The organism is Streptomyces megasporus, assembly GCF_000718985.1.
GTDB lineage: Bacteria > Actinomycetota > Actinomycetes > Streptomycetales > Streptomycetaceae > Streptomyces > Streptomyces megasporus.
In genome coordinates, this window is sequence record NZ_JODL01000032.1 from 1 (window position 1) to 19,332 (window position 19,332).

At 69.7% G+C, this 19,332-nt stretch carries 24 protein-coding genes; all 24 read left to right on the forward strand.

The window, feature by feature from the left end:
- Nucleotides 1–856 precede the first annotated feature (856 nt).
- The gene (locus IF47_RS0122985) at nucleotides 857–1,216 is read left to right on the forward strand and encodes a hypothetical protein (RefSeq protein ID WP_031510866.1); all 360 of its coding nucleotides are present in this window, start codon (nucleotides 857–859) and stop codon (nucleotides 1,214–1,216) included.
- Nucleotides 1,217–1,288: 72 nt separating this feature from the next.
- Nucleotides 1,289–1,825, forward strand: a complete 537-nt coding sequence (locus tag IF47_RS28910) for a hypothetical protein (RefSeq protein WP_051718126.1) — start codon at nucleotides 1,289–1,291, stop codon at nucleotides 1,823–1,825.
- Nucleotides 1,826–2,120: 295 nt separating this feature from the next.
- Complete coding sequence (locus tag IF47_RS31665; protein ID WP_245641203.1) at nucleotides 2,121–3,302, forward strand: DUF932 domain-containing protein; 1,182 nt, start codon at nucleotides 2,121–2,123, stop codon at nucleotides 3,300–3,302.
- Nucleotides 3,303–3,450: 148 nt separating this feature from the next.
- The gene (locus IF47_RS0123000) at nucleotides 3,451–3,639 is read left to right on the forward strand and encodes a hypothetical protein (RefSeq protein WP_031510869.1); all 189 of its coding nucleotides are present in this window, start codon (nucleotides 3,451–3,453) and stop codon (nucleotides 3,637–3,639) included.
- 94 nt (nucleotides 3,640–3,733) lie between these two features.
- The gene (locus IF47_RS0123005; protein WP_031510870.1) at nucleotides 3,734–4,210 is read left to right on the forward strand and encodes a hypothetical protein; all 477 of its coding nucleotides are present in this window, start codon (nucleotides 3,734–3,736) and stop codon (nucleotides 4,208–4,210) included.
- A 272-nt stretch (nucleotides 4,211–4,482) separates the two neighbouring features.
- On the forward strand, nucleotides 4,483–4,830 hold the full coding sequence (locus IF47_RS30850) for a DUF6409 family protein (RefSeq protein WP_157840021.1): 348 nt from the start codon (nucleotides 4,483–4,485) through the stop codon (nucleotides 4,828–4,830).
- A gap of 119 nt (nucleotides 4,831–4,949) precedes the next feature.
- Entirely contained in the window at nucleotides 4,950–5,144 is a 195-nt protein-coding gene (locus IF47_RS0123015; protein ID WP_031510873.1) for a hypothetical protein, read from the forward strand.
- 122 nt (nucleotides 5,145–5,266) lie between these two features.
- The gene (locus tag IF47_RS0123020; RefSeq protein ID WP_051718127.1) at nucleotides 5,267–5,869 is read left to right on the forward strand and encodes a hypothetical protein; all 603 of its coding nucleotides are present in this window, start codon (nucleotides 5,267–5,269) and stop codon (nucleotides 5,867–5,869) included.
- A gap of 154 nt (nucleotides 5,870–6,023) precedes the next feature.
- Entirely contained in the window at nucleotides 6,024–6,470 is a 447-nt protein-coding gene (locus IF47_RS28915; protein WP_051718128.1) for a DUF3846 domain-containing protein, read from the forward strand.
- 177 nt (nucleotides 6,471–6,647) lie between these two features.
- Nucleotides 6,648–7,043 (forward strand): hypothetical protein, encoded by a 396-nt coding sequence (locus tag IF47_RS0123030; protein ID WP_157840022.1) that lies wholly within the window; start codon nucleotides 6,648–6,650, stop codon nucleotides 7,041–7,043.
- A 334-nt stretch (nucleotides 7,044–7,377) separates the two neighbouring features.
- A complete protein-coding gene (locus tag IF47_RS0123035; RefSeq protein WP_031510879.1) occupies nucleotides 7,378–7,917 on the forward strand; it encodes a hypothetical protein in 540 nt (179 codons plus the stop codon).
- 135 nt (nucleotides 7,918–8,052) lie between these two features.
- Nucleotides 8,053–9,537, forward strand: coding sequence for a ParB/RepB/Spo0J family partition protein (locus IF47_RS0123040; protein ID WP_031510881.1), 1,485 nt, complete (start codon nucleotides 8,053–8,055; stop codon nucleotides 9,535–9,537).
- Between the two features lie 162 nt (nucleotides 9,538–9,699).
- Nucleotides 9,700–10,062: a hypothetical protein gene (locus tag IF47_RS0123045; protein WP_031510882.1), complete on the forward strand. Its 363-nt coding sequence runs from the start codon at nucleotides 9,700–9,702 to the stop codon at nucleotides 10,060–10,062.
- 239 nt (nucleotides 10,063–10,301) lie between these two features.
- Nucleotides 10,302–10,580, forward strand: a complete 279-nt coding sequence (locus tag IF47_RS0123050) for a DUF3263 domain-containing protein (protein ID WP_051718146.1) — start codon at nucleotides 10,302–10,304, stop codon at nucleotides 10,578–10,580.
- A 113-nt stretch (nucleotides 10,581–10,693) separates the two neighbouring features.
- Entirely contained in the window at nucleotides 10,694–11,266 is a 573-nt protein-coding gene (locus IF47_RS28920; protein WP_051718129.1) for a single-stranded DNA-binding protein, read from the forward strand.
- A gap of 102 nt (nucleotides 11,267–11,368) precedes the next feature.
- Nucleotides 11,369–12,121 (forward strand): hypothetical protein, encoded by a 753-nt coding sequence (locus IF47_RS30855; RefSeq protein ID WP_157840023.1) that lies wholly within the window; start codon nucleotides 11,369–11,371, stop codon nucleotides 12,119–12,121.
- 10 nt (nucleotides 12,122–12,131) lie between these two features.
- Complete coding sequence (locus tag IF47_RS0123060; protein WP_157840024.1) at nucleotides 12,132–12,608, forward strand: hypothetical protein; 477 nt, start codon at nucleotides 12,132–12,134, stop codon at nucleotides 12,606–12,608.
- A gap of 131 nt (nucleotides 12,609–12,739) precedes the next feature.
- Complete coding sequence (locus IF47_RS28925) at nucleotides 12,740–13,774, forward strand: N-6 DNA methylase (protein WP_051718131.1); 1,035 nt, start codon at nucleotides 12,740–12,742, stop codon at nucleotides 13,772–13,774.
- Nucleotides 13,775–13,895: 121 nt separating this feature from the next.
- Nucleotides 13,896–14,699, forward strand: coding sequence for a deazapurine DNA modification protein DpdA family protein (locus IF47_RS0123070; RefSeq protein WP_051718147.1), 804 nt, complete (start codon nucleotides 13,896–13,898; stop codon nucleotides 14,697–14,699).
- Between the two features lie 5 nt (nucleotides 14,700–14,704).
- Nucleotides 14,705–15,601 (forward strand): Mom family adenine methylcarbamoylation protein, encoded by an 897-nt coding sequence (locus tag IF47_RS30860; RefSeq protein ID WP_483855129.1) that lies wholly within the window; start codon nucleotides 14,705–14,707, stop codon nucleotides 15,599–15,601.
- Nucleotides 15,598–16,815, forward strand: coding sequence for a hypothetical protein (locus IF47_RS0123080; protein WP_031510889.1), 1,218 nt, complete (start codon nucleotides 15,598–15,600; stop codon nucleotides 16,813–16,815). The genes IF47_RS30860 and IF47_RS0123080 overlap by 4 nt, the downstream gene beginning before the upstream one ends.
- A 102-nt stretch (nucleotides 16,816–16,917) precedes the next feature.
- Nucleotides 16,918–17,952 (forward strand): phosphoadenosine phosphosulfate reductase, encoded by a 1,035-nt coding sequence (locus IF47_RS0123085; protein WP_245641204.1) that lies wholly within the window; start codon nucleotides 16,918–16,920, stop codon nucleotides 17,950–17,952.
- Between the two features lie 60 nt (nucleotides 17,953–18,012).
- Complete coding sequence (locus IF47_RS0123090) at nucleotides 18,013–18,363, forward strand: hypothetical protein (protein WP_051718133.1); 351 nt, start codon at nucleotides 18,013–18,015, stop codon at nucleotides 18,361–18,363.
- A gap of 112 nt (nucleotides 18,364–18,475) precedes the next feature.
- Nucleotides 18,476–19,324: a hypothetical protein gene (locus IF47_RS0123095; protein ID WP_157840025.1), complete on the forward strand. Its 849-nt coding sequence runs from the start codon at nucleotides 18,476–18,478 to the stop codon at nucleotides 19,322–19,324.
- Nucleotides 19,325–19,332 lie beyond the last annotated feature (8 nt).

The following is a 19,332-nucleotide window of genomic DNA, read 5'->3' on the forward strand; positions in this document are numbered from 1 at the left end:
CCCCTGCGCGCTGCGCGCGCAGGCAGCGAACACCCGCGCTGCGCGCGGGTGTTGCGCCCCCGCTCCGCGGGGGCGCTGGCGGTGCGCTGCGCGCACCGCGCCCCTGCGGGCGGTGCGGGGCTTCGCCCCTGCCCGCCCTTCGGGGCCGCTCGGGACTCGCTGTGCTCGCCCCGAGCGAGGGACGGCCCGCGCTGCGGGCCGAGGGGTTCCGCTGCGCTCCACCCCCGGAATCGGGCCCGAGGCGGTGCGGATGACCGGCCGTCAGCACGCACGTAGAGGTGAGGTCCGGGCCGGCTACGGCAAGGAAGGAGCGGGGTGGTGGGCGAGAGTGACGGACAGTCGCGAGGGCACCGAATCAGGGGAGTTGGCGGGTTCCCTCACGTAATGATGCATCGCTGTGCAGAGTCTGGGAAAACACACCACCCCCGCAAAGCGAGGGACCGGCCGCACTTGCGCACGCGCGGGCCGTCCGCCCGCGCGTGGACATGCACAGCGCAGCGTCACCGATTCGACGCAGCAGACGCACCGCCCGACCCGTTCCTGTTGTCCAGGAGAGGCGATAGGAGGCGCACGGAGAGAAGTTGGGATTCCTACCATGCATCAAAAGAGGGTCTGATCAGCGGATATGCATGCGCTTCACTGTGTGTGACACAACCTCTATTGCAACCCTTGTTGCAACCTCTATTGCAATCCCTATTACAACCAGGCGGGCGGAGCGATGGGCGGTTGCGAGAACACGCCGAGTCACTTTCGGTGCAGGGGTTGGACAGTGGTCGCTCTTTCGGTATTATTGAACACGTCGCCGGGGGTGGTGCCCCGGAGGCAAAGCCGAAATTCGTCAAGCGAAAGGGTGCACATGCCCGCTGAAATCGTTGTCGCCGACGGCAGGGTCCGCCCGCTCATCTTCCCCGAACGGCTGGAGACGCCCCAGGCCGCGATGGCCCGCCGTATCGCGAACAACCTTCCCTTCCCTGCCCTGGTGGAGAAGTCCCGTATCGTTCACAACCGGGACGAGAATTACACCGGAATTCGCGTCGAAACCCAGGCCGGACCGATCGTTTTCATGATGCCGGTAACGTCCGGGTTTGAATTCAACGTAGTGCACGAGAGCGAGACCGGGCCGCGCTTGCTGTGCGTCATGCGCGGTACTTCCCTGAACGCCCGCCAAGTGGCCGCCCGGTTCTGTTTCTGGCTCAGGAGTCGAGGACTGGCGTAATCCCGCAGGGGCCGCCCCGAGCGGGCGGCCCCCCTTCAATCCACTCCATCCGAGCCAGAGGGGAAAACCACTGTGAACACGCCCGAGACGACGCGCATTACCTCCGAGGAGCCCCAGGTGACACCGCAGGGAGTCACCGAGCACGAAGACGAGCAGCTCACCGACGCTTTCCGCGCCGTCGAGAAGACTTTCGCCGCGCCCCTCACCGTCAAAGCGCGAGCTATCGCTCGCCGACTGTTCGCCGTTGGTTGGGTGATGGGGGTCCGCAGCGGGCAGACCGGCCCCGCGCTTGCCGATGTGCCGCTACCGGCTGAGGACATCAAGCGCCCGTTGAGTGCGCTCGTGTCCCTGGTTCGGGCAGCGAGGCACGGCAACCCGGATCAGCCGCAGCTCGGTCAGCGGGTCGAGTACCACGGCACACTTCCCGAGCGCCACGGCCGCTACTGGGTCACCGGTATTGAGCAGACCCTCAGCACCAGGGGCACCCCCCGCACCTACTACCGTCTCAGCAAGCTAGTCGACGGCCGATACGTTCACGTTCTGTTCGACGCACGCGACCAGAGCATCACGCCCCTTCCCGAGTACCGTCTCCCGTACGGGAACCAGTGACCGAAGCCGGAGCCGTCGGGGGTGCCGAAAGTCTCCCGGTACCCCCGACGGCCGCCAGCCCGCGCACCGGCAGGCCGGCCCCCGCAGCACGACAGCAACCACGCTCACCGGTAGGCCGACCCCACCTGTACGGCCGTGCGTTTGCGCAGGTGGGAGACCGCGAGAAAAGAGGTTGCCCCAACCCCGTCAGTCGGTATTATTGAACATGTCCAAAGGGGAGAGCCCCCAAGGACGGTCGCCGGGGTGGTGCCCCGGCGACACCGCCGAAAGCCCGTCAAACGAGAGGAAAGCCCGCGTGGCTCAGGAACTGTTGCAGCACGCCGACCGCGCCATCACCGCCACCGGTGCCCGTAACGCCACCTTGGAGGACCTGGCAACCATCCTCCAGGCGCAGCAGGGTCGGAAGCTGGACATCATCGCTCCCGCGTCCAAGCTCACCGCCCAGGGCGGAAATCTGATCATCCGGGGTGTTCAGCCGGTCCTGTCCGAGGACGGCGTTACCGAACCCAACGGCACCTACGTGCCCACCGCCGTCGCGGATGAGGGGATTGCCGACAAGCTGCGCATCCCCGTCGGGTACCTGCGCCGGATGCGCGCCGAGCACCCGGACTTGTACGACATGAACGTCTGCGGGTGGCTGGAGAAGGACCCGGAACGCCGTTTCATGGTGCGGACCTTCCGAGGCGACACCGGGCCGGACGGGACCCCCGGTCAGGGTGTGGCCCGTGCCTTCCTGTCGGACAGCTACAAGGTGATCGACAACCTTGAGATCCTGCTGGCCGCCCTGGAAGGAGTGCGACGCGCAGGCCACCCGGTTCAGGTCACCAGTTGCGACCTGACCGACCGGCGGATGATCGTTCGGGTGGAGTCCGAGGCCATCCAGGTGGCCGCCCGAGAGTTGCTGAAGGGCTACCGAAGCCCGTTCACCGGGCAGACCGGCGACGAGTTGCCGATGGTATCGGCCGGTTTCGTGATCACCAACAGCGAGACCGGTGGGGGCGCGTTCACCATCACCCCCCGTGCGGTCGTCCAGGTGTGCCGCAACGGGTTGACGATGACCAAGGACGTCGTGCGCGCCGTCCACCTCGGTAGCAAGCAGGACGAGGGCGTCATCCGTTGGTCGGAGTCCACGCAGCGGAAGATGCTGGAGTTGGTCACGTCCAAGACCACCGACGCGGTGCAGACGTTCCTGTCGGCCGATTACGTCGAGACCAAGCTCCGGGAGATCGAGCGCGACGCTGGCAAGGAGATCACCGACCCGGCCAAGACCGTGGAAGTGGTGACCAAGAAGCTGGGCATCCCCAACACGGTCAAGGACGCGATCCTGTCGCATTTCATCAAGGGTGGTCAGCCCACCGCCGGGGGCGTCATGCACGCGATCACTGCCACCGCGCAGACGCTCCCCGACGGCGACGCCGCCCACGACCTTGAGGCCCTGGCGCTGCCCGCGCTCACCGCAGCCGCCGCAGCCGCCTGACCTCTGCCCTGTCCCCGGCGGTGCGGCCCGGTCACGGACGCGCCGCACCGCCGGTCCCAGGCCCGACCCAGGTCGAGCGCTCCCCTCCCCCCGCGCTCCCTGGGTCGGGCCGCCCACCAGTACCCCTCCGCATACGAGGAGGCAACCTATGCCTGCCGATCCCTGCACCAACAGGACCCCCGAGCCCGGCACCGTCCGCACGCCCGCCACCAGGCACCTGGGAGCGAAGTTCGCCCACCTCCATGGCAAGACCCTTGGGGACTGCGCGTGCGGACGCACCGGACTGAAGTTGACCGCGCGCGGCAACCTTCCGCCTCACCACAAGCCCGCCGACTGACCGGCCGCGTCCAGGGGGTGGCCGCGCCGCTCAGTACGCGGTTCGGCCACCCCGCCAACCCCCGCCCGGAGGACACGGAAGGAAGGGAGAAGTCGTGCAGAACCCCACCGGAGCCCCGTACCCCGAAGTCGCCCACGCCCGCCGCCTACTGACCCGTCTGTTGACCACCGCCGGTCCCGGTGGTCACTGTCTGACCTACGGAGCGGTCACTGTCACCGGCGACACCTTGACCGCCCACGCTCACGCCAGGGTGTGGCGATTCGGTCCCTTTGCCGCCGTCCTGACGGACCGGGCAGGGATCGACGAGTTGCGCGCCGCCTTGGCCATCGGCCTTGAAGGGTCGTCCGTGCGGTACGGAGGCATGGTCATGCGCAGCGGCAAGACCATCGGCCCGACCGTGCGCGCGTGGAGCGTCGAGGATGGATGGATACGCCCCCTTTCCCGCGACGAGGTAATGCGGATGTACGCCACCGACCCCGACACCGGCGGAACGATGCCGCTGGATCCGTTCGTCACGTACGCCGCCGGCATCCCCCTGCCCCGGCCGACCAGCGACCGCCGCACCACCTGACCCCGGCCACGACTCCCGGCCCAGGTCAAGCGCTCCCCCAAGCACTCCCTGGGCCGGGCACCGGCCCGCACGTTCACCTAGTCGACACGTGCCCGCCCCACTGCTCAGCTCCGCGGCTTCCCTCCCGCCCCGGTCGACCGACGACCGCTTTCCGGCTGACACCGGCCATGTCCTCACCGCGGAGCCCACCCTTTCGACCACCCCGGACCGGAGTACAGCAGCAGCTCGCCACCCACCCCGGCCCGCCATGCCCTGAGCACAGAGAGGTGACCATGTCCGCTGCCCACGCCTACGACACGGGCGACGTCGTATGGGGCCGCCCCGTCAAGCACAACGAGCCCCAGGCCCGCCGCAAAGGCGTTGTGTTGGATCTGTTCGGCTCTGATCCTTCGTGCGGCTACAAAGTGTGGTGGTACCGCGCCGGGGACCCCAAGGTCGGCGCCACCGTGACCCTGGCCCTTCCTCGCGAACTCCAACGCGCCGGAACGGTCGAGGATTTTTCCGAGCGTGACCTCGCCCGCATGGAACGGCAGCTTTCCCGCTTCACCGACGGTGAACGGCTGGGACTGCAAATCGGCACCCTGCGCCTCCGCAAGCGCGCCGCGCGCCGCAATCCCTGACCACTTCCTGACCTCCAGGTCGGTCCCTCTTAGGAGCACGCCGACCGAGGGCCGGCCCCTTCCCGGCCCTCGGCACACCATCAGGCCCATCTTCGCCTCCCACGCAAGGAGCACCCCGCATGGTCGCCACGTCCACCGCCATCCTCGCCGTCATCCACCTGCTTGCCGAGGATGACGAGCTGTTCGACCGGTTCGTCAACGCCGTCCAGGCCGTGGCCGAGCCCCGCCCGCGCCCTGGCCGCGACGAGGAGTGCACCGTTGAGCAGGTCGCTACCGATATCGCCCGCGCCATCCGCCCTGCCCGCCGCTCGTGACCTTCGCCGTACGAGGGTGGGGGGAAATTCGGTTGCCCCACCCCCTTTAGTCGGTATTATTGATCACGTCGGGCGGGTGGTGCCGCCCGACACCGCCGAAAGACCGGCAACGAGGAGGTTTCATGGTCGGCGCCGCTCTGCTGTCTCTGGCCGAACAGGCCGCTCCCTACCTCGGACCCAACAGCCGCGCCGAGCCGTTCCCGAAGTACGCCAGGGACACGGTGCGCATCGTCGACGACGAAGGCCGATGCATTCTCGTCCGCTTCCATCAGCCGGACAGGCTAAGGGTGACCGCGACCCTGCCCGAGGCGGCCCGAGAATTCCCCGCGGTTCGCACCCCAAGTATCAGCGTTTCCCATCGCCACGGCCCGCGGCACCTGGCCGACCACATCCGCCGCCGCCTGCTCCCCCTGCATGCCCAAACCCTCCAGCAGTTGAACGACCTCGTTGCCCGACGCAGCGCCGAGCAAGCCGCCCGCGAAATGGTCACCACCCGGCTGATCGAGGCCCTGCCGGGCACACTGGACACCCGCGTCAGCCAGGAACGCCGGTCGACCACCACGGTCAGCTTCGAGGGCCGCCCCAGGCTCGGCTTCCTCGTTCCGCACGCCACCGCCGAGATCGAGCGGCACGGGGAGTCGGTCAACCTCGCTTTGGTCGGGCTCACGCCGGACGAAGCCGAAATCGTACTGCGCGCCCTGTCCGGCATGGAGCGCTGGCGGTAGATCCGCCCAACACCCTTTCGCAGGTGACGCCCGAGGGGTGGGGCGACCGGGGGAAATTCGGTTGCCCCACCCCCTTTAGTCGGTATTATTGATCACGTCGGGCGGGTGGTGCCGCCCGACACCGCCGAAAGACCGTCGACAGGGAGGATTCTCCATGCCCGACTTTCTCCCCGTGCCCCACAGGCCCTCCGAGGTCGAAGCGCCGGGACTGCGCGCCATTCTGGTCGAGGAGGACGGAAGCGCTGACGTCATAACTCTTTCCCCGCCGACCCACACCTCGCTTCAGCAGCGGGTCGGCGGCCGGTTCGACGTCCTGCGGTGCCGCCCCAGCCTGGATATGTGGATCAACGACGACGGGCTCTATGAGTGCGAACCGAACCCGGTCGCGTCCATGATGGCCCTGCACATGCTGGGGGAGATTCCGCAGATCTATTTCGGTCCCGTCGTGTTCACGGGGGGAGCCGACGAGGAAGGCGAAACCCTCGGACTGACCGAGGCTCAGGCCGCGTACCTGACGGATCTGGCCGCACGCATGGCGCGGCGGGTCGACCGGCCCCGGTTCGAGGCGCTCGGAAAGCGGATGAAGGCCGCTTTCCGGTGACGCGCCCCGGCCGCGCCGAGGGCGGCGCCGTTGCCGTCGTCCACCGCAGGTGACGCCCGAGGGGTGGGGCGACCGGGGGAAATTCGGTTGCCCCACCTCCCTTAGTCGGTATTATTGAATGCATCGGGCGGGTGGTGCCGCCCGACACCGCCGAAAAACCGTCAACGAGGAGATCCCATGCTCTCTGGCATGCTGCGCCGAGCCTTGAGCACCCTGCCCGTTCCCCGCCCCGCCGTCGTCATCGTCGGCAGCCGCCCCTTTGGAGCCCGCCCCGCTCTCCCTCCGGACGCACGCAAGGCCATGCCGAACGCGTCCAGCCTGGAGGCGGTGACCTACAACCGCGCCCGCAAGGCGGCTGTCATCGCGCTGCATCTGCTCCGCTGGGGAGCCCAGCACGAGCGCCCGGACGCGACGCGCCAGCCGACCGAGGCTTACACCGATGCGGTGATCGACCGGGCCGCCGCCGATCTGGGCTGGGATGAAGTCTCACCGGAGACCCGCGCGGCCGTGCGCGCCACCCTGGGTGTGCTGCTGGCGGACCCGACCGTCATCCGCGCCTCCGACCTGCTGTAACTGCCTCTTGACATCCGGCAATAGTTCAGGAGACGCCCTTTCCGCCAAGGGAGGCCCGCATGCGGCACCACCGCACGACCGCAGCCCAGGCCCCCCGGTCCTCCCCGGCCACTCTGCCGTACGACCGGCGATGCCTGGGGTGCGGAGTCCCCGGCACCGTCCCGGTCGGTGTCATCCGACGCCCGCGCGGCGGGGACCGCCCGATCCTCGCGTGCGTCTGGTGCGCGCCTCGCTGGGACCGCGCCAGGGACTGATCTGCCCGCCCTCGCCGTGCGCCGGGATGTCTCTCTCCCGGTGCACGGTCACCCCGACTCTCATCAGGAGGGATCAAGCCGTGGGGTACACCCACTACTACGCCTACGCGCCGCGCACAGCCGTTTTCCGTACGGCCTGGCCGCAGATGGTCGTCGACACACGCCGCATCCTTGACACCGTCCGTTCCGGCGCCGTGAGTCTCGCTGGCCCGTTCGGTTCCGAGGAGCCGGAGGTCACCGAGCGCATCATCCACTTCAACGGCCGCCGCCCCTATCACTACGAATCGTTCGTTCTGGACCCCGAGCCGCCCGATCCCGCCGTCGACCCCTACGGCGCTCAGCGGTACGCAGAGCAGGGGTTTGCGTGGAGCTTCTGCAAGACTGCTCGGCAGCCGTACGACATCGCTGTGTCCGCGGTTCTGCTGCGCTGCCACATGCTCGCCCCTGCCGCCTTCGTCATTGGCAGTGACGGTTACTGGAATGACGAGTGGCGCACTGCCCGCCAGGTCGTGGAGGCTCTGTTCGACACGGTTCCGGACGTGTCCCCGTTCCAGGACACCACGGCTGGCCCCGAGCTGCGCGCCCCGTGCCCATCGGAGGTCCCGGGCGCGGGAGGGTGACCGACACCTGCGCGGGGTGGGGTGGCCGGGGAAATTCGGTTGCCCCACCCCTTTAAGTCGGTATTATTGAATGCGTCGGGCGGGTGGTGCCGCCCGACACCGCCGAAAGATCGTCCCAACCCCAAGGAGGCACTGATGGCCACGGCCACCAAGCCCCGCACCGCACCCGCGAAGCCGTCGAAGAAGTCCCCGGTGGATACCTCCGACAGCGAGCGCACCATCGTCTACCTCGACCCCGCCCTGCTGGTTCGAGACGAGTGCAACGCCCGCGAGACCGACACCGGACCGGACGCCGATCTGCTCGCCTCGGTCAAGGAGATCGGGGTGGAGGAGCCCGTCAGTGTGCGGCCCCGACCGGACGGCACTTATGGGGTGTTCAAGGGGTGGCGACGCACCCAGGCCCAGCAGCAGGCCAACGCCACCGCCGAGGCCGACGGCAGGCCGCAGCGGAAGATCCCCGCAATCGTGCGCGAGGACCTGGTGGGCCGTGACGGCTGGACGCGGATGCTGTCGCTCACCGAGAACGCCCGACGCGAGCAGATGACCGAGCGGGACACGCTCAAGGCGATCGAGTTGACGCTGGTGGACATGAGCGAGGTCGAGCAGCGTCGAGCCACCAAGGCGCTGAATCTGCCCCCCGGCGCGGCCAAGGCCGCCCGCAAGGCGGCCAAGCTCAGCGACGCCGAGCTGCGCAGCGCGACGGCCGAGGGCATGGACCTGGAGCAGATGGCCGACTTGGCCGAGGTCGGCGATCTGCCCAACGCCCGATGGGTGCTGGAGCAGGCGAAGGCGGCCGACGAGGAGGAGGGCAAGGGCGGCCGGGGCCACTGGGACCACGCTATGGCCCGGCTCCGGCAGCAGCTCGCCGACCGTGAGGCCCGCGCGGCAGCCGAGAAGGCACTCGCCGAGGCCGGTATCCCGCTGCTGCGGAAGTACCACGACTGGGAGAAGGACCCTTCCCGGCCGCTGTCACAGCTCACCACGCCGCTGGGCGCTCCGCTGGACGAGACGCGACACAAAACGTGTCCCGGTCACAGCGCCCGGCTGGACGAGGAGCACCGCCCGGTGTGGCACTGCGCCGACCCGGCCCAGTACGGCCACAAGCTGCGCCCCGAGGCGAAGAAGCCGAAGAAGCCGCTCAGTCCGGAGGAGGCGGCCGAGCGTCGCCGGGTGATCGCCTGCAACAAGGCGTGGAGGGCCGCGCGGGAGGTCCGTAAGAACTTCGTCGCCACGCTGTGCCAGGGCAAGACGCTCCCGGAGGAGGCCCGGAAGCTGACGCTGAGCAGCGTGCTGCGCATCCCCTATGCCTACCGCGACTTCGTCAACAAGGGCGGCACCGGCGACGTGGCCCGATTCCTGGGCATCAAGGTGCCCGACGACGCGACCGTCTACGCCGTGGACCTGGCCGGGCAGGTGAGCCGGGCCAAGGAATGGCATGCGCTGTTCGCTCACGTCGCCGCCGCCTATGAACACGACCTGCGCGAAAACAAAGCGTGGGCACGACTGAGAGGCGATCAGGCCCGGTGGCTGCTGCTGCTGGAGTCCCTGGGTTACACCCTCTCCGAGGTCGAGGAGATGGCCGTCGCCCGGCACCGCAAGAACGACCGCAAGACCACCTGACCGACCCCTGTGTCCGGCGGGCCGGAGTCGACAACGCCCGGCTCCGGCCCGCCGACCCGCCTCGCCGTTCACCACGACCGGCCCGAACCGGGAACACCTCCGGCCTGTCCGGTCACGGGCCGCACCACCGCGCCAACCGCGCATCTCAGGAGGGAGAACCCCATGCCCAAGAACGAAACGACCATCGATCAGGTCATCGACTACATCGCCAACCGGGCCGGCGAGACCGACGTGTCCCGCATCATCACCACCCTCAAGGGGCGTCAGGAGACGTTGCAGGCCATACGGGCCGCAGCGGTCACCGAGGGAGCGCGGGTGCGCATAACCAACATCAGGCCCAAGTACCTGGAGAACATGCAGGGCGAGATCACGCGCATCGTGCAGAAGCGCACCCGGTACGTGACCGTCCTGCTGAACGAGGCGTCGACCGAGATGCTGCGACAGCACCGCCCCGGCATCGGCTGGGACGTGAAGCGGCACGAGCTGACCGGCATTCCCGCGTCCTGCTGCCAGGTCCTGAGGTAGCCGTCCCCGCCTTTCCGTCGCAACACCGACACCCCCGACCGGTAGGACGGCCCCCGCCGGTGCGGCAGGGACCGGCCGAAAAGCGTCCCTGCCGCACCGGCACACAGGCCCACCCAGCGTGAGAAAGGAGGCTTCGAATGGAGACCGACCTCACCGCCGCGGCGGCGGCCGATCGGCCCACCCCCGCCGTCGAGGAGCTCGTGGAGGAGTCCGCGTCGACGCGGCCCGAGCCGATCGACCTGACCACACTCCACAAGATCGGCATACGAACCGTTCTCACCCTGGCCGGACGGCCCTTCCCCGGTCCCGGTGCGCGTGAGCGGGCCATCCGCGAGCAGTTGGGCATCTCCCCTGCGCGGTACTACCAGTTGCTCAACGCTCTGCTCGACAACGTCGAGGCTCTGGCGATCGACCCAATCACCGTCAACGGTCTGCGCCGCTTGCGCGACAGGCGGCGTGCGGCTCGCGAGAGCGGGCGGCCGGGGAATGGAGAGGCCCCTTCCTCCTTCGCCCCTTGATTGCAACTCGGGAAATTCGGATGACACACCCCCGTTAGTCGGTATTATTGAATGCGTCGGGCGGGTGGTGCCGCCCGACACCGCCGAACGATTCGTCAGCAACGGAGGCGTATATGGCTGGAGAGACCACGGCCACCTTCCGGGGCACTGTCCACGGGGACCTGGAGCTGCGTTTCACTCCCGGCAAAGGAGTGCCGGTCGTCCGGTTCCGTCTCGCGACCATCCGGCGAGAGTACGACCGCGAAGCCGGACGCTGGTACGACGCCGCGCCACTGTTCGTGATCTGCACCCTGTGGCGGCGGCTCGCCGAGAACGCCGCGGAAGCCCTCCAGGACGGAGTGGACGTGGTCGTCACCGGAAAGCTCGCCATCCGCGGAGAAAAGCTGTTCCTGGACGCCGACGACCTCGAAGGCGGCGACGCCGCCGTCAGTCTCCGACAACGCATCGCGTACGCCGAGAGCGCCGTGCCTCCGGCCCTGGCCACACAGACGACACCGCCGGCCACGGTGACCGCGCCCGCCCCGGCCACCCCGGCGAAGGCCCCGGCGGTGAGGGCGAGCGACCCGGCCAAGCCGGACCACGCCCCCACCGCCCCACCCGAGTGGGAGGACCCGGAACGGCTCGCGGACTGGGCGGCCATCACCGCACCCCGGCCCCGACGCCGCCCCTGGGCCGTGCCCTGCTGACCGGCCCAGGCATCACACCCGCCCTCTTTCCGCTTTACCGCCCCCCAATCGACCCCCGATGTCTGGGGCGCGGTGCCCCCTGCCCGAAAGGAGAGATCCACCGTGTCCGACTTCCGTGGCCGCGTCCTTCACACCATCGTCCGCACCAGCCCCGAAGGCACGCCGACCGGCGTCGAACACCACTGGGAAGAGCCGACCTGGCCCGGCGACCAGTTGCCACCGGATGTGACCGTGTGGCGGGCACCTCTGCCCCACCCCGGCCCGGACCCCGACACCGCGAGCGTCGCGGAGAAGTACGCCAGCGGCTTCTGGCCCCTGGGTGCCCGCAGCCAGGCCGAGGCCGACGACGCCATGAGCCACCGAGACACCACCCACCTGAGCGATCAGTACCGACGGTGTCGAGCGGTCGAGCACGTGCTGGGACTGGGCGGATGGGACGCGCGCACTCTCCGAATCGGCCCGTACGACCACTTCGTGGTCTACGACCGCGAGGACTTCCACAACGGCCCCTACGCGGCCAGCTTCGGCTACCAGGCCACCGGGCGTTGGCACTTCCACCACAAGCTCCCCACCGACGGCCTCGGGGAGTGGAACGGCATCGGTCAGCCGCTCGGTGACGCCGACAGCACCCCGCAGCAGGTGGCCGACGCGTTCAGCCGAATTGACCAGCCGACAACTGGAGGTGCTCGATCGTGCGCGCCACGCGATCCTCACCGCGGAGGCCGTCGAGGACGCCGCTCGGCGATCCCCTTCCCCGGCCGTGACGGCCCTGGTTCCCCCGAAGCCGACCGGCCGCGTGTGGATGCTGCGTCGCTGGGACCGCCGCACCGTCGAAGTCACGCTGTGGGCCGATGAGGGCTCGGCCATGTCCGCCCTCGCCGACCACGTCCGCGCTTCCTGGGGCAATGTCTTCGGAAACGAAGGCATCCCCGATCGGCCGCCCGTCGACGACCGCGAGGCCGTCCGGCTCTACTACGGGCCCGGCGGTGAACGCGGCGACGAGGGCTACCGCCTGTACGTCGAGGAGATCGGCAAGCGCGGTCGGACCCACCTCGTGGCCCTCCCCCACCGGTTTCCCGACACGATCTGGTGCGAGCAGGCCAACCGCAGCGCGGTCTTCCGCGCCGTTACCGACCCCCACAGCGGCACTCTGCGCGGCGTCGAAATCGGCGGAGTGCTGGTGCTCGCCCAGCTCGACCCTCGCATGCGAGCCGTGGCGGTGTGGATTCTCACCGACGAGGCCGACGACCGGATCGTCCAGCCCGACGGCACGGTGCCGCTGTACGTCGACGTCGACGGCAAGGCCCTGAACACCACCGACAGCAGCGAGCGGCGGGCCTGACGAACCCCGGTAACGGATGCCCGGTGGGGCCGGCTGCGCCGCCCGGTCACCGGCCCCCGGCGGCCCGTACGACCGCTCTCCCTCCCCCGGCATCGAGACACCCCGACCTGTTTTCCTTCCGGAGGTCCGTGATGGATCAGCTCGACCTGTTCGCCCAGCCCTCTGCCGAACCCCGACCGGGCCCGCGCCCCGCCACGATTCCGTCCCCGGCGACCTCCCACCAGGCGCGGACCCGTCGCGCCGCACGCGGCCTCACTCCCCGGCGCCTGGCCGACCGCATCACCGAACGCGTCGTCCGCGCCTGGCACCACGCCTCCACCGACAGCGGCCACGGCATCCCTCTGGGAGTCGTCGCCACCCTGGCCCAGATATCCCAGCCGCATCACGGCCCCGACGTCGCCGCCCACCTGTTGGCCCTGAAACCCGAGGAGCTGTGGCAGGTGCTGGAGCGGGTGTGGGCGATGCAGTGGATTCGCCGCCCCGAACTGGTCCACTGGGCCACCCCGTTGCACACCTGGTTGGAACAGGAGCCGGACGCCCGGCGTCTGCGCGCGGTGTACGCCGTGGCCCACGCCGCCCTCGAGGACGGGCAGTTGGAGCTGACCGGCAACCCGGAACCGCTGTGGCGCTGCGACGTCGACCTCTTGGGCACCGTGCTGACGGGGCTGCGCTCCCATGGCGCCCGGCAGGTGTTGGGCGAGTACCACACCCCGCCCGACATCGCCGCCGTCATGGCCCGCTTCACCCTGGGCACCGGGGAGGACCTGAAACCGGGGCAGTGGTTCGACGAACCCGCCGCCGGCACCGGAGGGCTGTTCCGCGCCTTGGCTCAGCACCTGCGCGAAGCGGGCCGCGACCCTCGGCACTACGGCTGGTCCATGGGCGAGATCGACCCGCTCGCCGCGGCCTGCTGCGCGGTCAACGCCATCGTCTGGGACTTGGGGCCCAACGTGCTGGTGGCCTGTACCGACACGCTGGCCGATGGAAACGGCGCGCAGCGTGCCCTCGCCGAACGGCGGGAGCTGTACGCCCACCGCGACCGGCTCGTGGCCTGCGCGAAGGAACTGGCCGCCTGGCGCGACGCCTTCGCCGCGGTGGAGTCCCTGATCACCCCGCAGAGCCGGGCCGACCACCCCGGTCGGGCATCGACCCCACCGACCCGCTGACCCCAGCACGCCCTGTCCGGCGCGCCTGCATCACCCCAGCGTGCGGCGTGCCGGGGCCGCAACCCCCGGCACGCCGCCCATCACCCATCCCCTTCCGTCGCAACACGAGATGAGGATCGGCATGTCCACTGTAGAGACAGAAGCCTTCCCTGCCGTGCCGCGGTTCTGGCTCGGCACACACCAGCCGTCGTGGCTGGCCCACACCGATGTTCCGCTGTGCGTGTCCTACCGGCGACTGGCCAGGCGTCGCACCCTGCCGAAGGCACTGGGCCCGTGGATGTTGGACTCCGGCGGGTTCAGCGAGCTGTCGCTGTACGGCACCTGGCGCACCCCGGCCGACGCCTATGCCGAGATGGTGGCCCGCTGCCACCAGGAGGTCGGCCGGTTGGAGATGGTGGCGCCGCAGGACTGGATGTGTGAGCCGGAGATGATCGCCCGCACCGGGTTGAGTGTGCGCGAGCACCAGGAGCGCACCGTCGCCTCGGTGTTGGAGTTGCGGGCGATGCTGCGGGGTGTTCGGGTGATCCCGGTCCTTCAGGGCTGGACCCACCACCAGTTTTTGCGCTGCATCGACCTCTACCACGAGGCCGGGATCGACCTGACCGCTGAGCCGGTGGTCGGAGTGGGCAGTATCTGCAGGCGGCCGAATGTGGTGCGGGTCTGTTTGCTGCTGGACGACCTCGCCAGGGCCGGGCTGCGGCTGCACGCGTTCGGCTTCAAGATCACAGGGTTGCGGCTGCTGGCCGAGGTGCCGTGTGTGTCCGGCGGCGTGGTGTCGGCGGACTCGCTGGCCTGGAGCGTCTCCGGCACGCACGAACCGGGTTGCTCCCCCACGCACTCCCACGAGGGCAACTGTCTGCGGTACGCGCTGGCCTGGCGGGAGCAGGTGGCGGAACTGCTGCACGCAGCGGGGAGGGCCCGGTGAGCGGCATGCGACAGGACGCTCTGTTCGATGGTGACTGGGCACAGCGTTGGAGTCTGGGCCGTCACACCTGGCGGCATCGCCACGACGGCGGCTTCGACCCCGACCGCTACGAGGTCGTCCCACTTGCCGAGGACAAGCCGGTGCGGGCGTTCTTGGAAGCCCACCACTACCTGACCGGACTGCCGCCGGCCGTGTTCCGCTACGCCATGGTCGACGTCCGCCACCCTGCCACCGGCGGCCTGCCCGGCCGAATGGTCGGCGTGATGGTGCTGTCCGTCCCGATGAATAGGCGCGCCCTCACCAACGTCTTCCCCGGCTTGGAACCGGTTGCGGAGTCACTGGACTTCTCGCGGCTGTGTCTGCTGGATGAGGTGGCGGCCAACGGCGAGTCGTGGTTCTGCGCGGCCTCGTTCCGGCACGCCGCCGCCCAAGGCGTGCGCGGCATCGTCACCTTCGCCGACCCGATGCCGTACCGCCGTCGCACCGCCCATGGCACCCACCTGATAACCCCAGGTCACGCAGGGGTGGTGTACCAGGCGCTGGGGTTCGAGCACCTGGGCCGTTCCACGTCCCGCACCCAGATCCTGCTGCCGGACGGGACGGCGCTCACCGCCCGGTCCGCGGCCAAGGCGACCGGGGGTGAACAGGGGGCCGCGGCGGTCGAGCGGAGACTGGTCGCCCTCGGGGCCCGGGCCCGGGCTCGGGGTCAATCTCCTCGTGTCTGGCTCGCCCAGGCCTTGAACGAGGTCGGTGCCACCCGCCGTCGACACCCGGGCTGCTACCGGTACGCCCTGCGGATCGGCCGCACCCGCGCCGAGCGCACCGCCGTCCGTATCGCCTTGGCCTCTCTTCCGTACCCCAAGCCCGCCGCTCTCCCGGCAGCACTGGGAACCGTGTCATGACCGCGCTCCACGCCACGCTGCCCGGTCTGGAGTTGCCCGGCACCGTGGACACCGTCGTCAACTGGGGGCTGGGCGTGGACTCCACCGCGATGATCGCCCGCATCCTGGAGGACCCCGCCGCACACGGCGTGGACCTGGACCGCACCGCCGTGGTCCACATGGCGACTGGGAACGAGTGGCCGGATACGTTGGCCGACGCCGAGCGGCACATGCTGCCGCTGCTGCGCGAGCACGGGGTGCGACTGGTGCAGCTCGCGCGAGCGGGTCAATCCGACCGGGCCGGGATCGAGGTCCTGGACGACTCCCGCTCCCCGCAGCGGCTGATCGCACGCGGCGCCTGGACGCTGTGGGACGAGATGGAGGCCAACGGCACCGTCCCACAGCAAGGGGGTGTTCGGCGGTGCAGCATTCGCGCCAAGGGCAGCGTCGGTGATCGGTGGATCCCCACCGCCACGGGCGGCCGGCCGTTCGTGCAGCTGATGGGGTTCAACGCCGACGAGGCGAGCCGGGCAGTCCGGGACGCCGCAGCCGGCGACAGCCCGGTGCGCACCGGCCGGTTCCCGCTGATTGAGTGGGGCTGGGGCCGACGGGACTGCGAGGAATACCTGCACCAGCGGTTCGGCGTCCGCTGGCGCAAAAGTTACTGCTGGTTCTGCTGCTACCCGATCTCCATGGGCGCGATGGAGGCCAACCTGCAGCGGATGCGAGCCTTCCCCGACATCGCCGGGCGGGTGCTGCGCCTGGAGTACGTCGCCACCTGCCTCAATCCCAACGCGAAACTGTTCGGTGTCAGCAGCCTGCTGGAGCGGTTCGACCCGGCCGCCCCGGCCGACCGGCCCGTGCTGGATGCCTTCGCACGCGAACTGGATTGCCCGTGGGCGCTGTACCGGGTGCGGCGCATCCTGCCCGTGGCCAAGGACAACCCCGCCCGCCGCGCCCCGGCCCTGCGGTCGGTGCAGCAACTCGCCCTCGGCACCCGGGCCCAGGTGGGGCGCCGGCTGGAGACTGCCTCCGCCCGCCATGGTCTTTCCGTCCAGACGGACCCCGCCCATGGCATGGTGCGCACCTGGTTGCGCCACCGCCGCGACGTCCTGCCGACCGTGGAGGAGCTGCTGGTCACGGCCCCGGCCTACGTCCGCGACAAGCAACAGAAGCGCTTCGAGAAGGAGTGGGCCGCCCACGTCGGCCGCCTCGTGGCCTTACCGGTCGGCTGACCACTCTCCCCCTGGTCTGCGGCTGTCCCGTCGCCCGGCCCGCAGGCGCGGGCCGGGCCCGCCCCCTGTCTTTGCTCTCCCGACCGATTTCGGAGGTGTCTTGTGTCTTCCTTCGGCCTGCCCGCCGGTACCGTTACCCAGGCCCCCGCGCCGGACCTGATCGATTACGACCTGATCGCCCCGCAGCTGTCCGGTGGCAAGGACAGCGCGCTGATGATGTGGCTGACCATGGAGGCGGCCCGCGTCGCCGGTGTGGTCGACCGGGTACGCAGTTACCACGCCTCTTTGGGGCTACTGGAATGGCCGGCGGTCACCTACGCCGGTGACAGGTGGCCGGGGGTGTCGGAGCTCGCCGCACGCCAGAGCGCCGCGTTCGGCCTGCCCGCCGATCGGCACATCGAGGTCACCCGTACCCTGCCGGCACCCGACGGTGGGCGGTTGCCGCACTCGCTGCTCACCGAGATCGCCGCCTACGGCCGCTTCCCGCGCCGCGGCAGCCGGTACTGCACCAAGTGCGCGAAGGAATCGGTGGTCTCCGCAGCTTGGACCCCGTTCGTCACCCGGCATCGGAAGGAGACAGGGCGGCCGATGCGGATCCTGAAAGTGATGGGGCTGCGGCGGGAGGAGAGCCGCGACCGCAGCAAGCTGGTGCCCTACCGGAACGTGCTGACCAACAGTGCCCGCGTCGTCGACGAGTGGCTTCCCGCCCTGACGTGGTCCACCCCGGCGGTGCTGGAGTGGTGTCAGGACCACCCCGATCTGCGGGCGTGGACGTACGACTCGGTTCCCGGTGCCGGGGACTGGGCTGGCACCAGCCGCTGCTCCTGCTCGTACTGCGTGTTCGGATCGAAGCGGGATCTGCTGCTGGCCGTCGGGCGGCGGCCGCGGCTGGCCGCCCTGTACGACGAGGTCGAGACCGTTCGCGGCGACTCCTTCCGTCCCGACTACCGGATCCACGACCTCATCCACCTTGCCGCCGGCCCCGACGCTCCCGACCCCGGTGTCGTCTGCGACGACAGCGGTCCGGAGTTCGACGCCCTGGTGGCTCAGGTCCGCGCCGCTCTGGCTCGACCACCCCGCAAGGCGGTCGATCTGGCCCGGCGGTCGGCCGGGCTGGCGTCCTGCGCCCTGTGCTGACCCGGCCACCGGTACGGCACCCTTCCTGCCCTGTGTCCAGACGATGGAGGATGAACGACGATGACGGATTCGATTGCGACCCGGTACCTGCTCGACTTGGCTGCGGCGGCCGCGAACACCGGCGACCCCGACCGGCTGCTGGACCTGTTGCGCGCCGGACACGCCCAGTGGTGCGAGGGCATCCAGCGGATGACCGAGGACGTGATCCGGCGATGCAAGGATCTGGACGACGCCGCGGTGGCGGCATGGTGTGCCCAGGCTGGCAGCCCTTGGGGGACGACAGGTCAGGACCGCAGTGATGCAATTGGTTGTCTGGTCTTCGCTCTGTGGGACGACACGCCAGCGGCCATGGCCTACGCCGCGCTGGAAGAGCGGGCGTCCGCGTTCGGAGTCTGCCTGATTCCCGAGTAGAAAGGGCGGACTTTCGCGTGCGGCTGGACACACCACCCCGGTTTTCGGCATTATTGAACCTGTCGCACCGGGGTCGGTGTGGCCTCTGTCACCATGCCCTTGTGAGGTTTCGATGTCCCAGCCCGCGAGTCCTCAGCTCGTGGACGGCGCCCGGATCGCCGAAGAGTTCGGCCTGGAGCCCCGGGCAGTCGACGAGTGGTGCCGGCGCCACGGCGTCGCCGGGCTTCCGGACTCGCGCCCCGTGAACGGAGTCGAGCACTGGCCTTACGACGACGTCGCGGCCCGACTCGGCGACCTGCTCACCGCCTCGCAGATCGCCGAGATGCTCGGCTACAAGAACAAGAGCACGATCTACCAACCGGGATTCTTCCCCGACCCCGACGAGACGTCGACGACGGCCAGCGGTCGCCGCGGCCGCATGCGGTGGAAGCTCCTCACCGTCATCGCCTGGGACCTCAAGCGGCCCGGTCGAGGCCGGCACGCCGGATCCAAGCGCACGCTGCCCGAATTGCCGGACGTCTCCTGGGACGGGGACCCGGACGAGCTCTTGGTGACACCGCAAGTGGCCGCCCTGTTGAACTTCGGCAGCGTCAAAAGCTTCTCCAGCTCGCTGTCCCAGGGCAACCTTCCCGAACTCGAGACGCCGGACGCAGAGGTCCCCGGCAGTCGAGGCCCGCGCAAGGCCTGGAAGCGGCGGACCGTCCAGGCGGTCGGCCGGCGGCTGGGGCTGGTGTCCGAGGGCCAGACGGAAGGCGACGAGCTCTGGAGCGCCGAACAGGCCGCGCCGCTGTTCGGCTACAGCAGCGCCAACAGCTTCAACGGTGCCCTCGCCCGCGGTCGGCTGCCGGAGCTCGAGGAGCCGGACGCCCTCGTGCCGTCCGCGGCCGGCAAGGGACGACGTCAGAAAAGATGGCGCCGCAGCCGCCTGGAAGAGGCCGCGGCCAAGCGACAGGGCACGTAACCTGCCCA